We start from the raw sequence: 14,905 nt of genomic DNA on the forward strand, positions 1-14,905 counted from the left end.
GCCTCAGATCCCGAGCGAACGGGCGATCATCGGCCACGACCCGTGGAGGTCGTCCTGCCAGTAGCCCCACGAATGGGTTCCGGCGGGCCGGAAGTCGAAGACCACGTTGTCCATGCCGAGTTCGCGCGTGCGGTCGGCGAGCCTGTGGGTGCAGTAGTTGGTGGCGGACTCGATCACGCCGCCGACCACGATCTGGCTGCCCAGGGTGAGTGGGTTGCCCTTCAGCCTCGGGTTGGCCAGCGTGTCGTGCGGGCCGGGCAACCCACTGCCGTTGGAGACGTAGATGGGGATGCGCGGCAGTCTGGCCGCGTTCACGTAGGGGTCGCGGGCGGTCCACTCGGGATCGCCGGGCGGCCCCCACATGTTCTCTGCCTTCCCGCTGCCCGCCCCGACCACCATCGTCACGAACTGGCGCCCCGGCATCTCGCTGGTCATCGCGCAGCCGCTGTAGGAGGCGACGCTGCGATAGAGCGTCGGAGCCTGGATGGCGAGGTCGAGCACGGCGGTGCCCGTCATGGACAGGCCCGCCAGCGAGTTCTCGCCGGTGGTGGCGAACGCGGAATCGATCACCGGCGGGAGCTCCCGCGTCAGGAACGTGGTCCACATGTTCCTGCCGTTGTTCTCGTTGGTCTTCGCCAGACCGGGATCCGGGTTACGCCAGTCGGTGTAGTAGCTGAACGCGCCCTCCATCGGGGTCACCACGGTGACGTGCTTGTCCGCGAAGAACTGGGCGACGTCGGTCTGCGCCTGCCAGGACGCGCCGTCCTCGCCGCCGCCCGCCCCGTTGAGCAGGTACAGCGTCGGCGCCGGGCGGTCCGTGTCCTTCGGCCGCAGCACCTGCAGCGGGATGTTCCGATCCATCGAGGGCGAATAGACCTCGATGTCGATGCGCCGGTCGGGGCCCTGTTGCTCGCTGACGATCGCGGCCCCGGCGGGCTGGGCGGCGGCGGTCGGCTGAGCGGTGACCGCGATCGCCGCGCACACCCCGAGGATCAGGGTCGCGGAAACACCGCGTCGACGCCGCGCGGGCATCTGGTCGCTGTGGCTGTCCATCTGGCTCCTCCTGATCACGCAGGGAAGGCGGCGGGTTCTCGCCCGGCTCGGGCCCGCGTGGGGAGAACCCGCGCGGGCCCGAGGTCACACTCGAAGTCGAACGAGGCTACTTGCCGGCTCCCGGCGTGCCGCCGCTGAGCGCGATCAGCGCGTTGATCACCTTTTGGCCGTTGTCGTTCATGCTCGTCACGATGGGTCCGAGCACTTCACCGATCGATCCCATTTCTCTCCTCAAAGGTAGGACGAGGGTCGTCACATCCGCCCTCGCGTGGTCGAAAGTGGTGTCGTAGTTGGTGTTACAACGAATTCGCGCGGTCGCGGAGACCGCCCCGTGTCTCAGGCGGGCGGCGTCCCCACGCTGCCCTCCACCGATCCCATGAAGACCTCGAACAACCCGTCAGCGGCCATCATCGACCCCAGCCCGGGGATGATCGCCCCGATGATGTCTCCCAAAGACCCCACGTGTGCCTCCTCAAGTCATACCTCGGATGCGGTGCGTGATCTCGCCAGTGATTCCGCGGGCTCATGCACCGTTCGGATCGTCACGACCGGTTGGTTCGTGACGTCAGTACGGTAACAACGAGTTAATGATTGTGTTGTGAATTCGCAAAGTTTCGTGACCTTGGGTAACGGATGGGTCGCGGCGGGGCTCAGATGCCGACTTCGTGGGCCGGCTCCGCGAGGTCGCGGAGCGAGTCGCGCAGGAGGTCCCGGTAGCGGTCCGTGTCGGGCATCATCGCGGCGTCCGTGCTGAAGGACACCGCGACCCCGTCGCCGCGGGAGGACACGATCAGGTGCCGGAGGCCCGAGCCGTCGAGGATCTCGAGGATGCCGAACGTCCGGACCAGCGGGGCCGAGCGCAGCAGCAGGTCATCCCCTGCCCATGGGACGTTGCTGATCATGGTGTTGTACCGCTCGACGGTGGGGCCGGAGTGGTCCTTGAAGGCCTTTGCCCGGCCGGCGAGCCGCAGCAGGAGCGCAGGCGAGGACTCGATCCGCCGCGCCGAGCGTCGCACGTGCTCGTTGCGGCTGCGCTGCTTCTCCAGGCGCGTGGAGGCGCCGATCGCCCGCAGTCGGTCGACCGGGTCGCCGATGTCGGTGTGCAGATCCACCGCCATCAACGCGAGGTGGGTCGCGCGGGGGCCCTCGGGTCCGTCCGCGACCCCCTTTCCGGTGCCGCGCAAGGACATCGGGACCATGGCGGCCAGCGAACCGTCTGGTGACTCGTCCTGCTCGGACAGGTAGGTGCGGAGCGCGCCCGAGATCGTCGCCAGCATCACGTCATTGACCGTCGCGCCGTCGGCCGCCGCCTGTGCCGCCCTGATCTGGTCGCCGGGAAGGATCACCAGATCGAAGGTCAGCTCGGCTGAGATCGGTCGGTTGAAGCGGCAGGACGGGCGCGACAACGCCGGTTCGACGATGGTCCCGTCGGCCACCTCCGCCCGGATGCGCTCGTCGGCGGCCCCTGCCGCCGCGAGGCCGCGGCGAAAGCGCAGGCACTGCACCGGGAGTGAGGCGAGCGCGCGCGTCACCGCAGTGGCGGTCGACCAGTCACGCGGCCGGGTGGGGACGGGCGGGTGCGAGGTGTCCGGCCCGAACAGCCGCCGCCCGAGGTCGCGGGTGGCGATCCCGTCACCGGCGCTGTGATGGAACTTCAGTACGGCCGCCGTCATGCGGTCGGGGTCCCCGGCAGATATCGGGTCGCGGCGCAGGCCCCGCTCCCGCGTGGTGACTCCGGTGATGAAGTGCAATTCCCACGGGGGGCGCGTCAGGTCGATCGGGGCGTCTGCGATGCGGGAGATCTGTCGCCGCAACGGATCCCAGCCCGGGGCCTCGGCCGGCGACACGTGGACGTGGTCGCGCAGGTTCATCCGGGGGTCGGGTGCCCAGTACGGCAGGTCGAGGTCGAGCGGCACCCGTCGTAGCCGGCGTGTGAACATCCCGGCGTGGCCGAGGCGCGCCCGCATCCAGGCGATCGCCTCGGGTTCGGTCAGCGGCGCTGCCTCGGCGGACGTGTCGAACAGGTACACCACGACGATGTTCGAGCGGTGACGTGACGACTCGCTGTACACGAACTCGGCATCCTGCGGTGCCAGCTGCGTGACCCCGGCCCCCGACACCCTCACCGCTCTCCCTCCCATGCGTGCGGAGCGGCGGACCGGTGCAGGGCCCGCCGCGGTTCGTGTCCCAGGCTAAGCACATCGCGCCGTCCTGGGGTCACAATTGCCCAATCGGGTCGCCGGGTTCGATGGGGTCGCTGGTGCCCGGTCGGGGGCCGCGGGCGGTCGGGCGTGCTCAGCCGAGGACGACGAGCCATACCGCGATGTAGTGGCACAGTGCCGCGATCACGGTGCCCGCGTGGAAGAACTCGTGGTGGCCGAAGGTGTCGGGCCAGGGGTTCGGCCACTTGGTGGCGTAGAGGATGGCGCCGACGCTGTAGAGCACCCCGCCGACCGCGAGCAGGATCAGCGGCAGCCAGCCGACCTCGTCGACGAGTTGTCCCGCGACCGGCACGATCGCCCAGCCGAGGATCAGGTAGAGCGGGACGCCGACCCAGCGCGGAGCTGTGGGCCACAGCATCTTCAGCGCCACCCCGGCCAGTGCGCCTGCCCACACCACGGCCAGCAACGTCCGGCCGGTTTCGGGCGGCAGCGCGAGCAGTGCGAACGGGGTGTAGCTGCCCGCGATGAACAGGAAGATCATCGAGTGGTCGGCGCGCTTCATCCAGATCCGGCCGCGCGTGGTCGCCCAGTGCACCCGGTGGTACGTGGCACTCACGCCGAACACTCCGCAGACCGTCACTGAGTAGATCGCGGTCGCGACGGCGGCTCGACCGGATTCCTGCGCCGCGGCGGCGACGAGCACGGCGCACGCGATCACCGCGACCACGAATGCCCACAGGTGGATCCAGCCCCGCATCCGCGGCTTCACCGGCGGCGCTGCGAGGTCGAGTTCGGACATTGCGGCTCCCGGGCGGTCGTGAACCTACGGTTGCGTAGGTTCGGGCGTCGGTCGCCACTGTAGCGGCCGCCGGAACCGCCGGAAACGGGGTGAGACGACGATTACAGCCGCGGCCGTCGGGGCCGCACCGGGGCCGCGTAATGTGGGCTCTCGTGGTGATGTCCAGGTGAAGGTCCCGAACCTGCTGTACAGCATCTACGAGCGACGCCTTCGCCGTCAGCTCGAGGGGCTCCAGCACCCGCGACACGTCGCGGTGATGTGCGATGGCAACCGTCGATGGGCCAGGGAGAACGGTTTCACCGACGTCAGCCACGGTCACCGGATGGGTGCGCTGAAGATCGCCGAGATGCTCGGCTGGTGCGATCAGGCGGGCATCGAGATGGCCACCATCTACCTGCTCTCCACCGAGAACCTGCGGCGCGAGCCGGAGGAGCTCGACACCCTCCTCGAGATCATCACCGATGTGGTGGAGGAGATCTCGGGTCCCGGGCAGAACTGGAGCGTCAAGATAGTCGGCACCCTCGACCTGCTCCCGGAGGAGCAGGCGCGCCGCCTGCGCGAGGCCGCCGAGCGCACCGCGGGCCGCACCGGCACGCACGTCAACGTCGCCGTCGGCTACGGCGGTCGGCAGGAGATCGCCGATGCCGTGAAGTCGCTGCTGCGCGAGAAGCTCGACGAGGGGCTGTCCGGCGACGCACTGGTCCGGGCGATGTCCGTGAAGGGGATCGACGGCCACCTCTACACCTCCGGGCAGCCGGACCCGGACCTGGTGATCCGCACCTCGGGGGAGCAGCGACTGTCGGGCTTCCTGCTGTGGCAGAGCGCGTACTCCGAGATCTGGTTCACCGAGGCGTACTGGCCGGAGTTCCGGCACGTCGACTTCCTGCGCGCGCTGCGTGACTACGCGGCCCGGCACCGCCGATTCGGCGCATAGGCGCTTCGCGCCTGTGCGTGGTCGACGAGTCTCAGGACTCGTCAACCACGCACGGGCGGCGTAGCCGCCCTACAGCTTGCGCAGCCGCAGCCGGTTGATGGAGTGGTCGGCGTCCTTGCGCAGCACCAGCGTGGCGCGCGGGCGGGTCGGCAGGATGTTCTCGACCAGGTTCGGCCGGTTGATCGAGTTCCAGATGTCGTCCGCGGCCAGCACGGCGTGCTCGTCGGACAGCCCGGAGAAGTGGTGGAAGTGCGACGTCGGGTCCGCGAAGGAAGTCTTGCGGAGCGCGAGGAAACGCTTGATGTACCAACGCTCGATGTCCTCGATCCGCGCGTCGACGTAGATGGAGAAGTCGAACAGGTCCGAGACCATCAGCCGCGGTCCGGTCTGCAGGACGTTGAGGCCCTCGATGATCAGGATGTCGGGCTGGCGCACCAGGTGGTACTGGCCGGGCAGGACGTCGTACGAGACGTGTGAGTACACCGGCGCCGCGACCTCTTCCGCGCCGGACTTGACCTCGGTGACGAAGCGCAGCAGCTTGCGGCGGTCGTAGCTCTCGGGAAAACCCTTGCGGTGCATGAGGCCCCGGCGCGTCAGCTCGGCCGTCGAGTACAGGAAGCCGTCGGTGGTGACCAGGTCGACGCGCGGGTGGTGATCCCAGCGCGCGAGCAGGGCCTGCAGCACGCGGGCGGTGGTGGACTTGCCCACCGCGACGCTGCCCGCCACGCCGATCACGAAGGGCACCTGCCGATCCGGGTGCTTCTCGCCGAGGAACGTCGCGGTGGCGGCGAACAGGCGCTGCCGAGCGGCCACCTGGAGGTGGATGAGCCTGGAGAGCGGCAGGTAGACCTCGGCGACCTCGTCGAGGTCGATCTGTTCGCCGAGGCCGCGCAGGCCGAGGAGCTCTTCCTCGGTGAGCACGAGCGGTGTCGACTTACGCAGGGTTCGCCATTGCTTGCGGTCGAACTCGACGTAGGGGCTGCTCTCGCTCACTCGTGCCATGCGCGCACCTGGATCTCGCTCTGCATAGTCGGATTGTGCTCGACACCACTGTGCGCGGCGGCGGCGGGTCGGACAACTCGCCGATGGTTAGGGTGGACGACCATGGACCCCGTCGAACTCGTCCGCGAATACCTGCTGCTCGGACTCGGTTTCGACCGGTTGGAGGAGGGCTTCGTCGACGCCTTCACCGGCGACCAGGCGCTGCGCAGGCAGGTGGAGAACGCGCCGCCGCCCGATCCGCGCCTGCTCGCGCGCCGCGCCGCCGAATTGCGTGACGAGGTTGCCGGTTCCGGGTTGCCCGCCGAACGGGCCGCGTTCCTCGACGTGCACCTGCGCGCGCTGGAGTGCTCCGCCCGGAAGTTCGCGGGCGAGCAGATCGGCTTCGTCGACGAGGTGCAGGCCTACTTCGACGTGCGCATCGAGCCGGGCTCCGAGGACGAGTACCGGGCGGCGCACCGGGCGATGGACGAGGTGCTGGCGGGCGACGCCGCCCGCCCGCTCGCCGAGCGGCTGCAGGCGCACCGCGCCGCCGACGAGATCCCGCCGGAGCGGCTGCCGGAGTGCGTCGAGGCCTTCTCCAGCGCGCTGCGCGACCGGGTGCGGGCGGAGTACGCGTTGCCCGAGACCGAGCGGGTCGAGTACGAGGTGGTCGGGGACAAGCCCTGGTCCGGGTTCAACTACTACCTCGGTGACTACCGGTCGAAGGTGGCGATCAACTCCGACCTCAAGCAGCACATGGCGAACCTGCCGCACCTGATCGCCCACGAGTCGTATCCCGGCCACCACACCGAGCACTGCCGCAAGGAGGCGGGACTGGTCGGAGCGGGGCAGGCCGAGCAGACCCTGTTCCTGGTCAACACGCCGCAGTGCCTGATGGCGGAGGGCTTGGCGGACCACGCTCTCGGCTCGATCGTGGGGTGGAGTGGAGCCGGCGGAACTCCCATGGGTGCAGGCTGGGGGCCGTGGGCCCAGGAGATCTACGCGGACCTGGGACTGCGCTTCGACGGCGAACGCGCGGAGCGGTTGGCGAATGCGTCGGCCTCGCTACTCGGGGTCCGGCAGGACGCGGCCCTGCTGCTGCACGACCGCGGCCGCAGCCAGGACGACGTCGCCGCGTTCCTGCAGCGGTGGACCCTGTCCACGCAGGAGCGGGCCCGGCAGACGCTGCGGTTCCTGTCCGACCCGCTGTGGCGCGCCTACATCAGCACCTACGTCGAGGGCTACCGGCTGCTCGGGAGCTGGCTCGACCGCGGCGCCGACGCGGCAGGCCGATCCGAGTTGTTCCGGCGGTTGCTGGACGAGCCGCTGATCCCGTCTGCGCTGCGTTGACAGCCATTGCCTAGACTGAGCGTGCCCCTGCCGTAGCTCCCGCTTGGAGATTCCTCGATGACCGCTGTGCCCAGCACCGACGTCAACAATGCCTCGCTCGCCGAACTCGATCCCGAGGTCGCGGCCGCGATGAACGGCGAGCTGGCCCGTCAGCGCGACACCCTCGAGATGATCGCGTCCGAGAACTTCGTGCCGCGCGCGGTGCTGCAGGCTCAGGGCAGCGTGCTGACCAACAAGTACGCCGAGGGCTACCCGGGCCGTCGCTACTACGGCGGCTGCGAGCACGTCGACGTCATCGAGGACCTGGCGCGCAACCGTGCCAAGGAGCTATTCGGTGCCGAGTTCGCGAACGTCCAGCCGCACTCCGGCGCGCAGGCGAACGCCGCGGTGCTGATGGCGCTGATGAACCCGGGCGAGAAGCTGCTCGGCCTCGACCTGGCGCACGGCGGCCACCTGACGCACGGGATGAAGCTCAACTTCTCCGGCAAGCTCTACGACGTGGCGTCCTACGGGGTCAGCAAGGAAGACCACCGCATCGACATGGACGAGGTCCGCAAGATCGCGGTGGCGGAGAAGCCGAAGGTGATCGTCGCCGGCTGGTCCGCGTACCCGCGGCAGCAGGACTTCGCCGCGTTCCGGTCCATCGCGGACGAGGTCGGCGCCTACCTGTGGGTCGACATGGCGCACTTCGCCGGGCTCGTCGCCGCGGGCCTGCACCCGTCGCCCGTGCCCTACGCGGACGTCGTGTCCACCACCGTGCACAAGACCCTCGGCGGCCCCCGCTCCGGACTGATCCTGGCCAAGCAGGAGTGGGCCAAGAAGATCAACTCCGCGGTGTTCCCCGGCCAGCAGGGCGGGCCGCTCATGCACGCCATCGCCGCGAAGGCCGTCTCGCTCAAAATCGCGGGCACCGAGGAGTTCAAGGACCGTCAGGCCCGCACCCTGTCCGGTGCCCGGATCCTGGCCGAGCGCCTCACCGGCGCCGACGTCGCGGACAAGGGCATCTCCGTGCTCACAGGCGGCACCGACGTGCACCTGGTCCTGGTGGACCTGCGCAACTCGGCGCTGGACGGCCAGCAGGGCGAGGATCTGCTGCACGAGGTCGGCATCACCGTCAACCGCAACGCGGTGCCCTTCGACCCGCGTCCGCCGATGGTCACCTCCGGCCTGCGCATCGGCACCGCCGCGCTGGCCACCCGTGGGTTCGGCGACGCCGAGTTCACCGAGGTCGCGGACATCATCGCGACCGCGCTGGCGCAGGGCTCGGACACCGATTTCGCCGCGTTGCGCGCCCGGGTCTCGAAGCTTGCCCTCGACCTGCCGCTGTACGAGGGCCTCGAGGACTGGGGCCTGCTCTCCAAGACGGTCTAGCGCCTGAGCTGGAGTTAACGACGTGTTCATCGGCGCCCTGCGTGTTGCGAGTGCAGCAGGGCGCCGATCGCAGTAGCGTCCCCGGTAACAGGCAGCGGACCTAGTTGCCTGTCCGGGAGGTTCTGATCGTGGCTGAAGTATTCAGTACGAGAGGGCCGGCGCCCGGCCCTCGTGCGGATTGACGCACCAGGGACGGACCGGCCCAGCGAACTGAAGTTTGCGCGGGTGCCGCGCAGACGTAGGAGCCTCACGTGACCGCAACTCGCTCCGTATCTGCCCATTCCGGACATGCCGGGAACTCCCCGAGGTCCGCAACCACGAAGTCTCCCGAACGGTCAGTTCGCACCTACGTACTCGACACCTCGGTTCTGCTCTCGGATCCGTGGGCCGTCACGCGTTTCGCGGAGCACGAGGTGGTGCTGCCCCTGGTGGTCATCGGGGAGTTGGAGGGCAAACGCCACCACCACGAGCTGGGATGGTTTGCCCGCGAGGCGCTTCGGATGCTCGACGACCTGCGGATCGAGCACGGACGGTTGGATCAGCCGGTTCCGATCGGCTCCGACGACGGCACGCTCCAGGTGGAGCTCAATCACACGGACCCCTCGGTCCTGCCGATCGGATTCCGCACCGACTCAAACGATTCCAGGATTCTGGCCTGCGCCCTCAATCTCGCCGCCGAGGGCAAGGAGGTGGTCCTGGTCAGCAAGGACATTCCCCTGCGGGTCAAGGCCGGCGCGGTGGGTCTGCCCGCCGACGAGTACCACGCGCACGACGTGGTCCCGTCGGGATGGACGGGGATGACCGAACTCGACGTCGCCTCGACCCGGATCGACGAGCTGTTCTCCGAGGGGATCATCGATCTCGACGAGGCGCGAGAACTGCCCTGTCACACCGGAATCCGGCTGATGGGTGGCAGCTCCAGCGCGCTGGGGCGGGTGACCCCGGACAAGCGGGTGCAGCTGGTCCGCGGCGAACGGGAGGCCTTCGGCCTGCACGGCCGCTCGGCCGAGCAGCGGATCGCCCTCGATCTGTTGCTCGACGAGAGCATCGGCATCATCTCGCTCGGCGGCAAGGCCGGTACCGGTAAGTCGGCGCTCGCCCTGACCGCAGGGCTGGAGGCGGTGCTCGAGCGTCGCACCCACCGGAAGGTGGTCGTCTTCCGGCCGCTGTACGCGGTCGGTGGACAGGAGCTCGGCTACCTGCCCGGCAGCGAGAGCGAGAAGATGGGTCCGTGGGCGCAGGCGGTGTTCGACACCCTGGACGGCCTGGCGAGCCCCGAGGTGATGGACGAGGTGATCAACCGCGGGATGCTGGAAGTGTTGCCGCTCACCCACATTCGCGGCCGGTCACTACACGACTCGTTCGTGATCGTGGACGAGGCGCAGTCCCTCGAGCGCAACGTGCTGCTCACGGTGTTGTCCCGGCTGGGCACCGGGTCCCGGGTGGTGCTCACCCATGACGTCGCCCAGCGCGACAACCTGAGGGTCGGCAGGCACGACGGCGTCGCCGCGGTGATCGAGAAGCTCAAGGGGCACCCGCTCTTCGCCCACATCACGCTCACCCGCAGCGAGCGGTCGCCGATCGCGGCGCTGGTGACCGAGATGCTCGAGGAGTTCGGCCCGACCGCCTGAGGCGCGGGGTGGGGAGGCCCGGTCGCTCGGGCCTCCCCATCTGCTACTGCTGCGGAGCCTGGTCCTGGGCAGGCGTCTGGGCCGTCTTGTCCGTGCCGCGGAGCTTGCGCCACTGGGTGGTGGCGACGTACTTGATGAGCAGGCCGTAGTTGCGGAGCTTTTCCATCATGGGTCCCTTCGGTACCGGATCGGTGAGTCGATCCGGTGAATTCTATGGGGCGACAGACACGCCGGATCGACACCGGTCAATGTCGGGATGAACACACCTCACCAGGGCTTTTCGAGGCCCCTGTCAATGGCGCGTACCGCCGGGGCGTCCGTACCATCGGCGGACGTGCACGGTGAGAGCGAAGTGATCGACGCGAATTCGGACTGGGTCCGCCCGAGGCTGCTGCAGGCGACCTTCATCCCGGTTCACGGGGCGATGGCGTGGTGGGGCACAGACGATGTTGCCGCCGAGCTGGTTCGGTTGGGTCTGCCGCAGGGGCGGGCGGCGAGCTGCCGGTTCGCGGTTCCCGTCGGCGGCGCCGTCGCGCCTCGCACGGTCGATGCGCGACTGATCGATCTGGTGGACGTGCTGCCCGCGTTGCGGGCGATGGACCCGGACGGGGGCGCCGGGGGATCCGTCCGGTCGTGGTGCGCGGCCGCGCACCTCGCGGGCGGGGACCGGGCGGCGAGCGACGAGCTCGCCGCGCAGATGCCCGCCGCGGCCCATGCTCTGCTGAACGAGGACGAGTCGGCGATCCATACCGCGGCCGCCCTGCTGAACAGTTTCACCTCGGCGGCGCGGACCACCGAGGACCTGGCGACGGCGCACATCCGCGCCACCTTGCGGCCGTACCAGGTCCAGGGTGTGGCCTGGCTCCTGGCTCTCGAGGAGGTGGGCGGCGGCATCCTCGCCGACGAGATGGGGCTCGGTAAGACGCTGCAGGCGATCTGTGCGCTCGCCACCCGGAACGAGCTGGGTCCCCACCTCGTGGTGTGCCCGACTTCGGTTGTCGGGAACTGGCGTCGCGAGCTCGCACGGTTCGCCCCCGACCTCCCGGTGATCGTCCATCACGGTGCGGGCAGGGCGCTGCCTGCGACGGTGATTCCGGGGACCGTGGTGCTGACCAGCTACGGTCTGCTGCGCTCGGACGTCGACCGACTGTGCGAAGCGGCCTGGGACGTGGTCATATTCGACGAGGCGCAGCAGATCAAGAATTCCGATTCCCTCGCGGCCAGGGCGGCGGCGCGGCTGTCCGCGCGGATTCGGGTCGCGATGACCGGTACCCCGGTCGAGAATCGGCTCGACGAGCTGTGGTCGATCTTCCGCGCGGCCAATCCGGCGCTGTTGGGCACCAGGGCACGCTTCCGTCAGCGGTTCGTGGTGCCGATCGAGTCCCGACGATCGGCGACGGCCGCGGCCCGGCTCGGCGCCCTCATCGCGCCACACGTGCTGCGGCGTACCAAGTCCGCGGTCGCCACCGAGCTGCCGGACAAGCAGTACTCGACGGTCGCGTGCACGCTGTCCGAGGAGCAGGCGCGGCTGTACCGTCACGCGGTGGAGCGTGCGTTCGATACGGGGCTCGGCAGTGGGATCGCCAGGCGCGGCAACGTGCTCGCGCTACTGAACACCCTCAAGCAGGTCTGCAACCATCCCGAACAGTTTCTCGGTGACGGCGGCGCGCTGCGCGGCAGGTCGGGCAAGTTCGACCGGGCCACCGAAATGCTCTCGGAGATAGTCGAAGACGGGGATCGGGCCTTGGTGTTCACGCAGTACCGCACGATGGGGGAGCTGCTGTCGACGCACCTGACGACCGAGCTCGGGGTCGGCGAGATCCCCTTCCTACACGGTGGTCTGAGCGCACGGTCGCGCGATCGGATGGTCCAGGAGTTCCAGGACGACCCGGACTCGGCCCCCGTCCTCATCCTGAGTCTGCGTGCGGCGGGATTCGGTCTGAACCTGACCCGAGCCAGTCATGTCGTGCACTACGACCGATGGTGGAATCCCGCGGTCGAGGACCAGGCCACGGACCGGGCGCATCGGATCGGCCAACGCCGAACGGTGAACGTGTACACCCTCGTCACCGGCGGCACCATCGAGGACCACATCGCCTCGATGCACGAATCGAAGCGTGCTCTGGCGGAATCGATCTCAGGGAACTCGGAGGCTGCGCTGGCGGAGCTGGCCGATGACGAGCTGCGCTCGCTGCTCGACCTCGACGCGGTCGGTGCTCGATGACGGCGGCAGAGTTCGGAGCGACGGCGTGGGGTCGGGCCTGGCTCCGCACGATCGAGTCGACGGCGGCCTCGGCGCCGAATGCGCTGCTGCCCGAGGCCCGGCGCCTCGCCAGGGGCGGCGCGGTGAATGTCACGGGTGTGTCCGCAGGAAGGGTGTGCGCGGAGGTGGCGGCGAGGCAGAAGTCCCACGCGGTCACCATCGAGGTGCCGCGCTGGGACGATGCCGCGCTGGCGCGGGTGGGCGAGGTGCTCGGCGCGGCCGGGCTCGGCGACGCAGGTGCGTCCGGTGATCTCCCGGATGCGCCCGTGGCGGAGCTGCAGGGCGCGGGCATCGCGGTGGCGGCGACACCGGCGGAGTGCGGGGCGACGTGTGCCTGCACGAGCCGCCGGACGCCGTGCCTGCACCACCTGGCGACCGTGTACGCCCTCGTCCAGCTGATCGACGAGGAACCGGCGCTGGCCGTCCGGCTACGATCCGACGACTCGGTCGGCTCGGCGGGCCCCGGCTCGCTGGAGCCGTCGGACTGGATCACCCTGTCCGAGGTGGACCCGGCGTCGTTCTACGGCTGACGAGAAGCTGCTCGGCCGCCGACTTCTCACGCGTCCAGCGCAGCAGCCTCACTGAGGTAGCCCGTGCCGCGTCCGCCGCGCCTGCCGGTCACGGCCCTGGCAACGCCGACCACGATGCCGCGGATGACATCGCGGACGCTGAAGTAGTCCCGCCACACCGCGATTTTTCCGTCGCGCAGCTCGAACGTGCCGCACACCCAGAACTCGGCGTTGACCGGACCCGCTCCGAGCAGGTCGGTGCGCTCGGTGAGGACCACGCCGTTCTCTCCCGCCGCGTGATGCACGATCACGTCGAACCGCAGGCCGGGGCGGGCGAGCTGCCGGAGCACCCGGGTCACCGTGGGGTATCCACGCAGGATCGGCAGCGAGACGTTGTGCCAGGCGATCTCGGGGTGCAGGTATTCGGCCGCGGCGTCGACATCGGCCCTGGCCAGGGCGGCCAGGAACGCGCGCACCACCCGGACGTCGGCCGGTGTGTCCACGGAACTCGGTTCGATGGTTGCAGGGCTCATGTCGGTCCGATCGCTCGTGTGGTCGGGGGTGACGGTATCCCGACCGTACCGGCCAGGTGCTTGACCGCGCGGGCCCCGCGGGACACCATGTGGTGTGCGCAAACTGGCGAGCGCGATCCTATCGACCGTCATCGCAACGGTGCTGGCGCTGCTGTGTGCGCCGCACGCTCTGGCTCAGGGGCCCTGGTTCGACGGGGCCGTCGGAGGGGCCACCCAGGTCATCGCCGTCCGCGGGTCGGGCAGCTCGAACGCCACTCTGGAGGCCTGGCAGCGCTCCCCGCTCGGCTGGCACCGGATCTCCCCGAGCCTGCCCGCACAGGTCGGTGCGGACGGGTTCACGGATGCGGCCGCGGACGGCGTGCCCGCGACCCCGGAGGGCGTGTTCAGCCTGGACGCGGCGTTCGGCACCGCCGGGAACCCGGGCGGCGGCCTGCCGTACCGGAAGGTGGGTGCCAACGACTGGTGGGACGGCGATCCGGACAGCGCGACCTACAACACGCATCAGGTCTGCGCCCCGGGGTCCTGCGCCTTCGACGAGTCGGCCAGCGAGGAGCTGGAGATCCCCGCCTACCGCTACGCGGTGGTGATGGGCGTCAACAAGGAGCGGGTGCCCGGCGGTGGCGGCGCCTTCTTCCTGCACGTCTCGAACGGCGAACCCACGCTGGGCTGCGTCGCGGTGAGCGAGGGCGCCCTGGTCTGGCTGATCCGGTGGCTGCAGCCGGGTGCGGTCATCGCCATCGCGGACTGAGCAAGGCTCGTCGACTGCCGGGAGGCCGGAGTGAACAGCGATCGATCCACCCCCTCGGCGGACGCGAAGTCGATCGCCGTGCGCAGCATCGAGTTCGTCGCCGCGGGCAGCCGCGAGGACTTCGACGCCATCATCCATCCGGACGCGGTCAACCACGAGACCAAGACCGAGCCGCCGCACACCCGGGTCCGCGGACCGGGATCCTGGCATGCGACCGCGCTGTGGCTGCGCAGGCCGTTCGCGGACCTGCACTTCGAGATCGGGAACATCGTGGCGGAGGGCGACCTCGTCGCGGTCGAGGTGACCATGAGCGGTCGCCACGTCGGGCTGTTCCTGAACTTCGACGAGGGCGGCGCCGTCGCCGGTGCATTCCCGCCGACCGGCCGGAGTTTCGCTGTCACCCAATCACATTGGGTACGACTCGAGGACAGCCTGGTGATCGAGCACTGGGCCAACCGCGATGATCTGGGCATGGCCGAGCAACTCGGCTGGTTGCAGCCGAGCCCGGCCTACCTGGTGCGGATGCTGTGGGCCAGGAGTCGCGCTCGGAAGTCGCCGCCTGCCTGAGCCG

General features: G+C 69.5%; 15 protein-coding genes. 8 read left to right on the forward strand and 7 right to left on the reverse strand.

Going from position 1 to position 14,905, the window contains the following annotated elements:
- Nucleotides 1-3: 3 nt before the first annotated feature.
- From ABIC28_RS11685 to trhA, 4 genes are all read right to left on the reverse strand, one after another.
- Complete coding sequence (locus tag ABIC28_RS11685) at nucleotides 4-1,053, reverse strand: alpha/beta hydrolase (protein WP_245221029.1); 1,050 nt, start codon at nucleotides 1,051-1,053, stop codon at nucleotides 4-6.
- 336 nt (nucleotides 1,054-1,389) lie between these two features.
- On the reverse strand, nucleotides 1,390-1,515 hold the full coding sequence (locus ABIC28_RS11690; RefSeq protein WP_257017520.1) for a hypothetical protein: 126 nt from the start codon (nucleotides 1,513-1,515) through the stop codon (nucleotides 1,390-1,392).
- Nucleotides 1,516-1,703: 188 nt separating this feature from the next.
- Nucleotides 1,704-3,179, reverse strand: coding sequence for a wax ester/triacylglycerol synthase domain-containing protein (locus ABIC28_RS11695; RefSeq protein ID WP_354578969.1), 1,476 nt, complete (start codon nucleotides 3,177-3,179; stop codon nucleotides 1,704-1,706).
- Between the two features lie 169 nt (nucleotides 3,180-3,348).
- Complete coding sequence (gene trhA / locus ABIC28_RS11700; RefSeq protein WP_209927259.1) at nucleotides 3,349-4,014, reverse strand: PAQR family membrane homeostasis protein TrhA; 666 nt, start codon at nucleotides 4,012-4,014, stop codon at nucleotides 3,349-3,351.
- A 166-nt stretch (nucleotides 4,015-4,180) separates the two neighbouring features.
- Between trhA and ABIC28_RS11705 the strand changes: the two genes are divergently transcribed.
- Nucleotides 4,181-4,948, forward strand: coding sequence for an isoprenyl transferase (locus ABIC28_RS11705; RefSeq protein WP_097212355.1), 768 nt, complete (start codon nucleotides 4,181-4,183; stop codon nucleotides 4,946-4,948).
- Nucleotides 4,949-5,017: 69 nt separating this feature from the next.
- Here ABIC28_RS11705 and coaA read toward each other — a convergent pair whose 3' ends face one another.
- Complete coding sequence (gene coaA / locus ABIC28_RS11710) at nucleotides 5,018-5,950, reverse strand: type I pantothenate kinase (RefSeq protein WP_097212356.1); 933 nt, start codon at nucleotides 5,948-5,950, stop codon at nucleotides 5,018-5,020.
- A 102-nt stretch (nucleotides 5,951-6,052) separates the two neighbouring features.
- Between coaA and ABIC28_RS11715 the strand changes: the two genes are divergently transcribed.
- The 3 genes from ABIC28_RS11715 (at nucleotide 6,053) to phoH2 (ending at nucleotide 10,281) form a co-directional block, all read left to right on the forward strand.
- Complete coding sequence (locus tag ABIC28_RS11715) at nucleotides 6,053-7,279, forward strand: DUF885 domain-containing protein (RefSeq protein WP_209927258.1); 1,227 nt, start codon at nucleotides 6,053-6,055, stop codon at nucleotides 7,277-7,279.
- Between the two features lie 57 nt (nucleotides 7,280-7,336).
- Entirely contained in the window at nucleotides 7,337-8,650 is a 1,314-nt protein-coding gene (gene glyA / locus ABIC28_RS11720; RefSeq protein ID WP_097212358.1) for a serine hydroxymethyltransferase, read from the forward strand.
- Between the two features lie 251 nt (nucleotides 8,651-8,901).
- Nucleotides 8,902-10,281 carry an RNA 5'-3' helicase PhoH2 gene (phoH2, locus tag ABIC28_RS11725; RefSeq protein ID WP_097212359.1) on the forward strand — a complete coding sequence of 460 codons (1,380 nt, stop codon included), beginning with the start codon at nucleotides 8,902-8,904 and terminating at the stop codon, nucleotides 10,279-10,281.
- A gap of 43 nt (nucleotides 10,282-10,324) precedes the next feature.
- On the opposite strand, the gene ABIC28_RS11730 is transcribed toward phoH2, so the two are convergent.
- Nucleotides 10,325-10,450 (reverse strand): hypothetical protein, encoded by a 126-nt coding sequence (locus ABIC28_RS11730; protein WP_257017522.1) that lies wholly within the window; start codon nucleotides 10,448-10,450, stop codon nucleotides 10,325-10,327.
- Between the two features lie 165 nt (nucleotides 10,451-10,615).
- Here ABIC28_RS11730 and ABIC28_RS11735 point away from each other — a divergent pair, with 165 nt between their 5' ends.
- Together ABIC28_RS11735 and ABIC28_RS11740 are read left to right on the forward strand one after the other, a co-directional pair.
- Nucleotides 10,616-12,505 carry a DEAD/DEAH box helicase gene (locus ABIC28_RS11735; protein WP_354578973.1) on the forward strand — a complete coding sequence of 630 codons (1,890 nt, stop codon included), beginning with the start codon at nucleotides 10,616-10,618 and terminating at the stop codon, nucleotides 12,503-12,505.
- Nucleotides 12,502-13,074, forward strand: coding sequence for a hypothetical protein (locus ABIC28_RS11740; RefSeq protein WP_097212360.1), 573 nt, complete (start codon nucleotides 12,502-12,504; stop codon nucleotides 13,072-13,074). The genes ABIC28_RS11735 and ABIC28_RS11740 overlap by 4 nt, the downstream gene beginning before the upstream one ends.
- Nucleotides 13,075-13,100: 26 nt before the next feature.
- Here ABIC28_RS11740 and ABIC28_RS11745 read toward each other — a convergent pair whose 3' ends face one another.
- Nucleotides 13,101-13,586, reverse strand: a complete 486-nt coding sequence (locus ABIC28_RS11745; RefSeq protein ID WP_097212361.1) for a limonene-1,2-epoxide hydrolase family protein — start codon at nucleotides 13,584-13,586, stop codon at nucleotides 13,101-13,103.
- Nucleotides 13,587-13,680: 94 nt separating this feature from the next.
- Between ABIC28_RS11745 and ABIC28_RS11750 the strand changes: the two genes are divergently transcribed.
- Both ABIC28_RS11750 and ABIC28_RS11755 read left to right on the forward strand, forming a co-directional pair.
- On the forward strand, nucleotides 13,681-14,334 hold the full coding sequence (locus ABIC28_RS11750) for a L,D-transpeptidase family protein (protein ID WP_354578976.1): 654 nt from the start codon (nucleotides 13,681-13,683) through the stop codon (nucleotides 14,332-14,334).
- Nucleotides 14,335-14,364: 30 nt separating this feature from the next.
- Nucleotides 14,365-14,901, forward strand: a complete 537-nt coding sequence (locus ABIC28_RS11755; protein ID WP_097212362.1) for an ester cyclase — start codon at nucleotides 14,365-14,367, stop codon at nucleotides 14,899-14,901.
- The last annotated feature ends 4 nt before the right edge of the window (nucleotides 14,902-14,905 follow it).

Source organism: Rhodococcus sp. PvR044, assembly GCF_040548995.1.
Classification (GTDB): domain Bacteria; phylum Actinomycetota; class Actinomycetes; order Mycobacteriales; family Mycobacteriaceae; genus Rhodococcus_G; species Rhodococcus_G oryzae.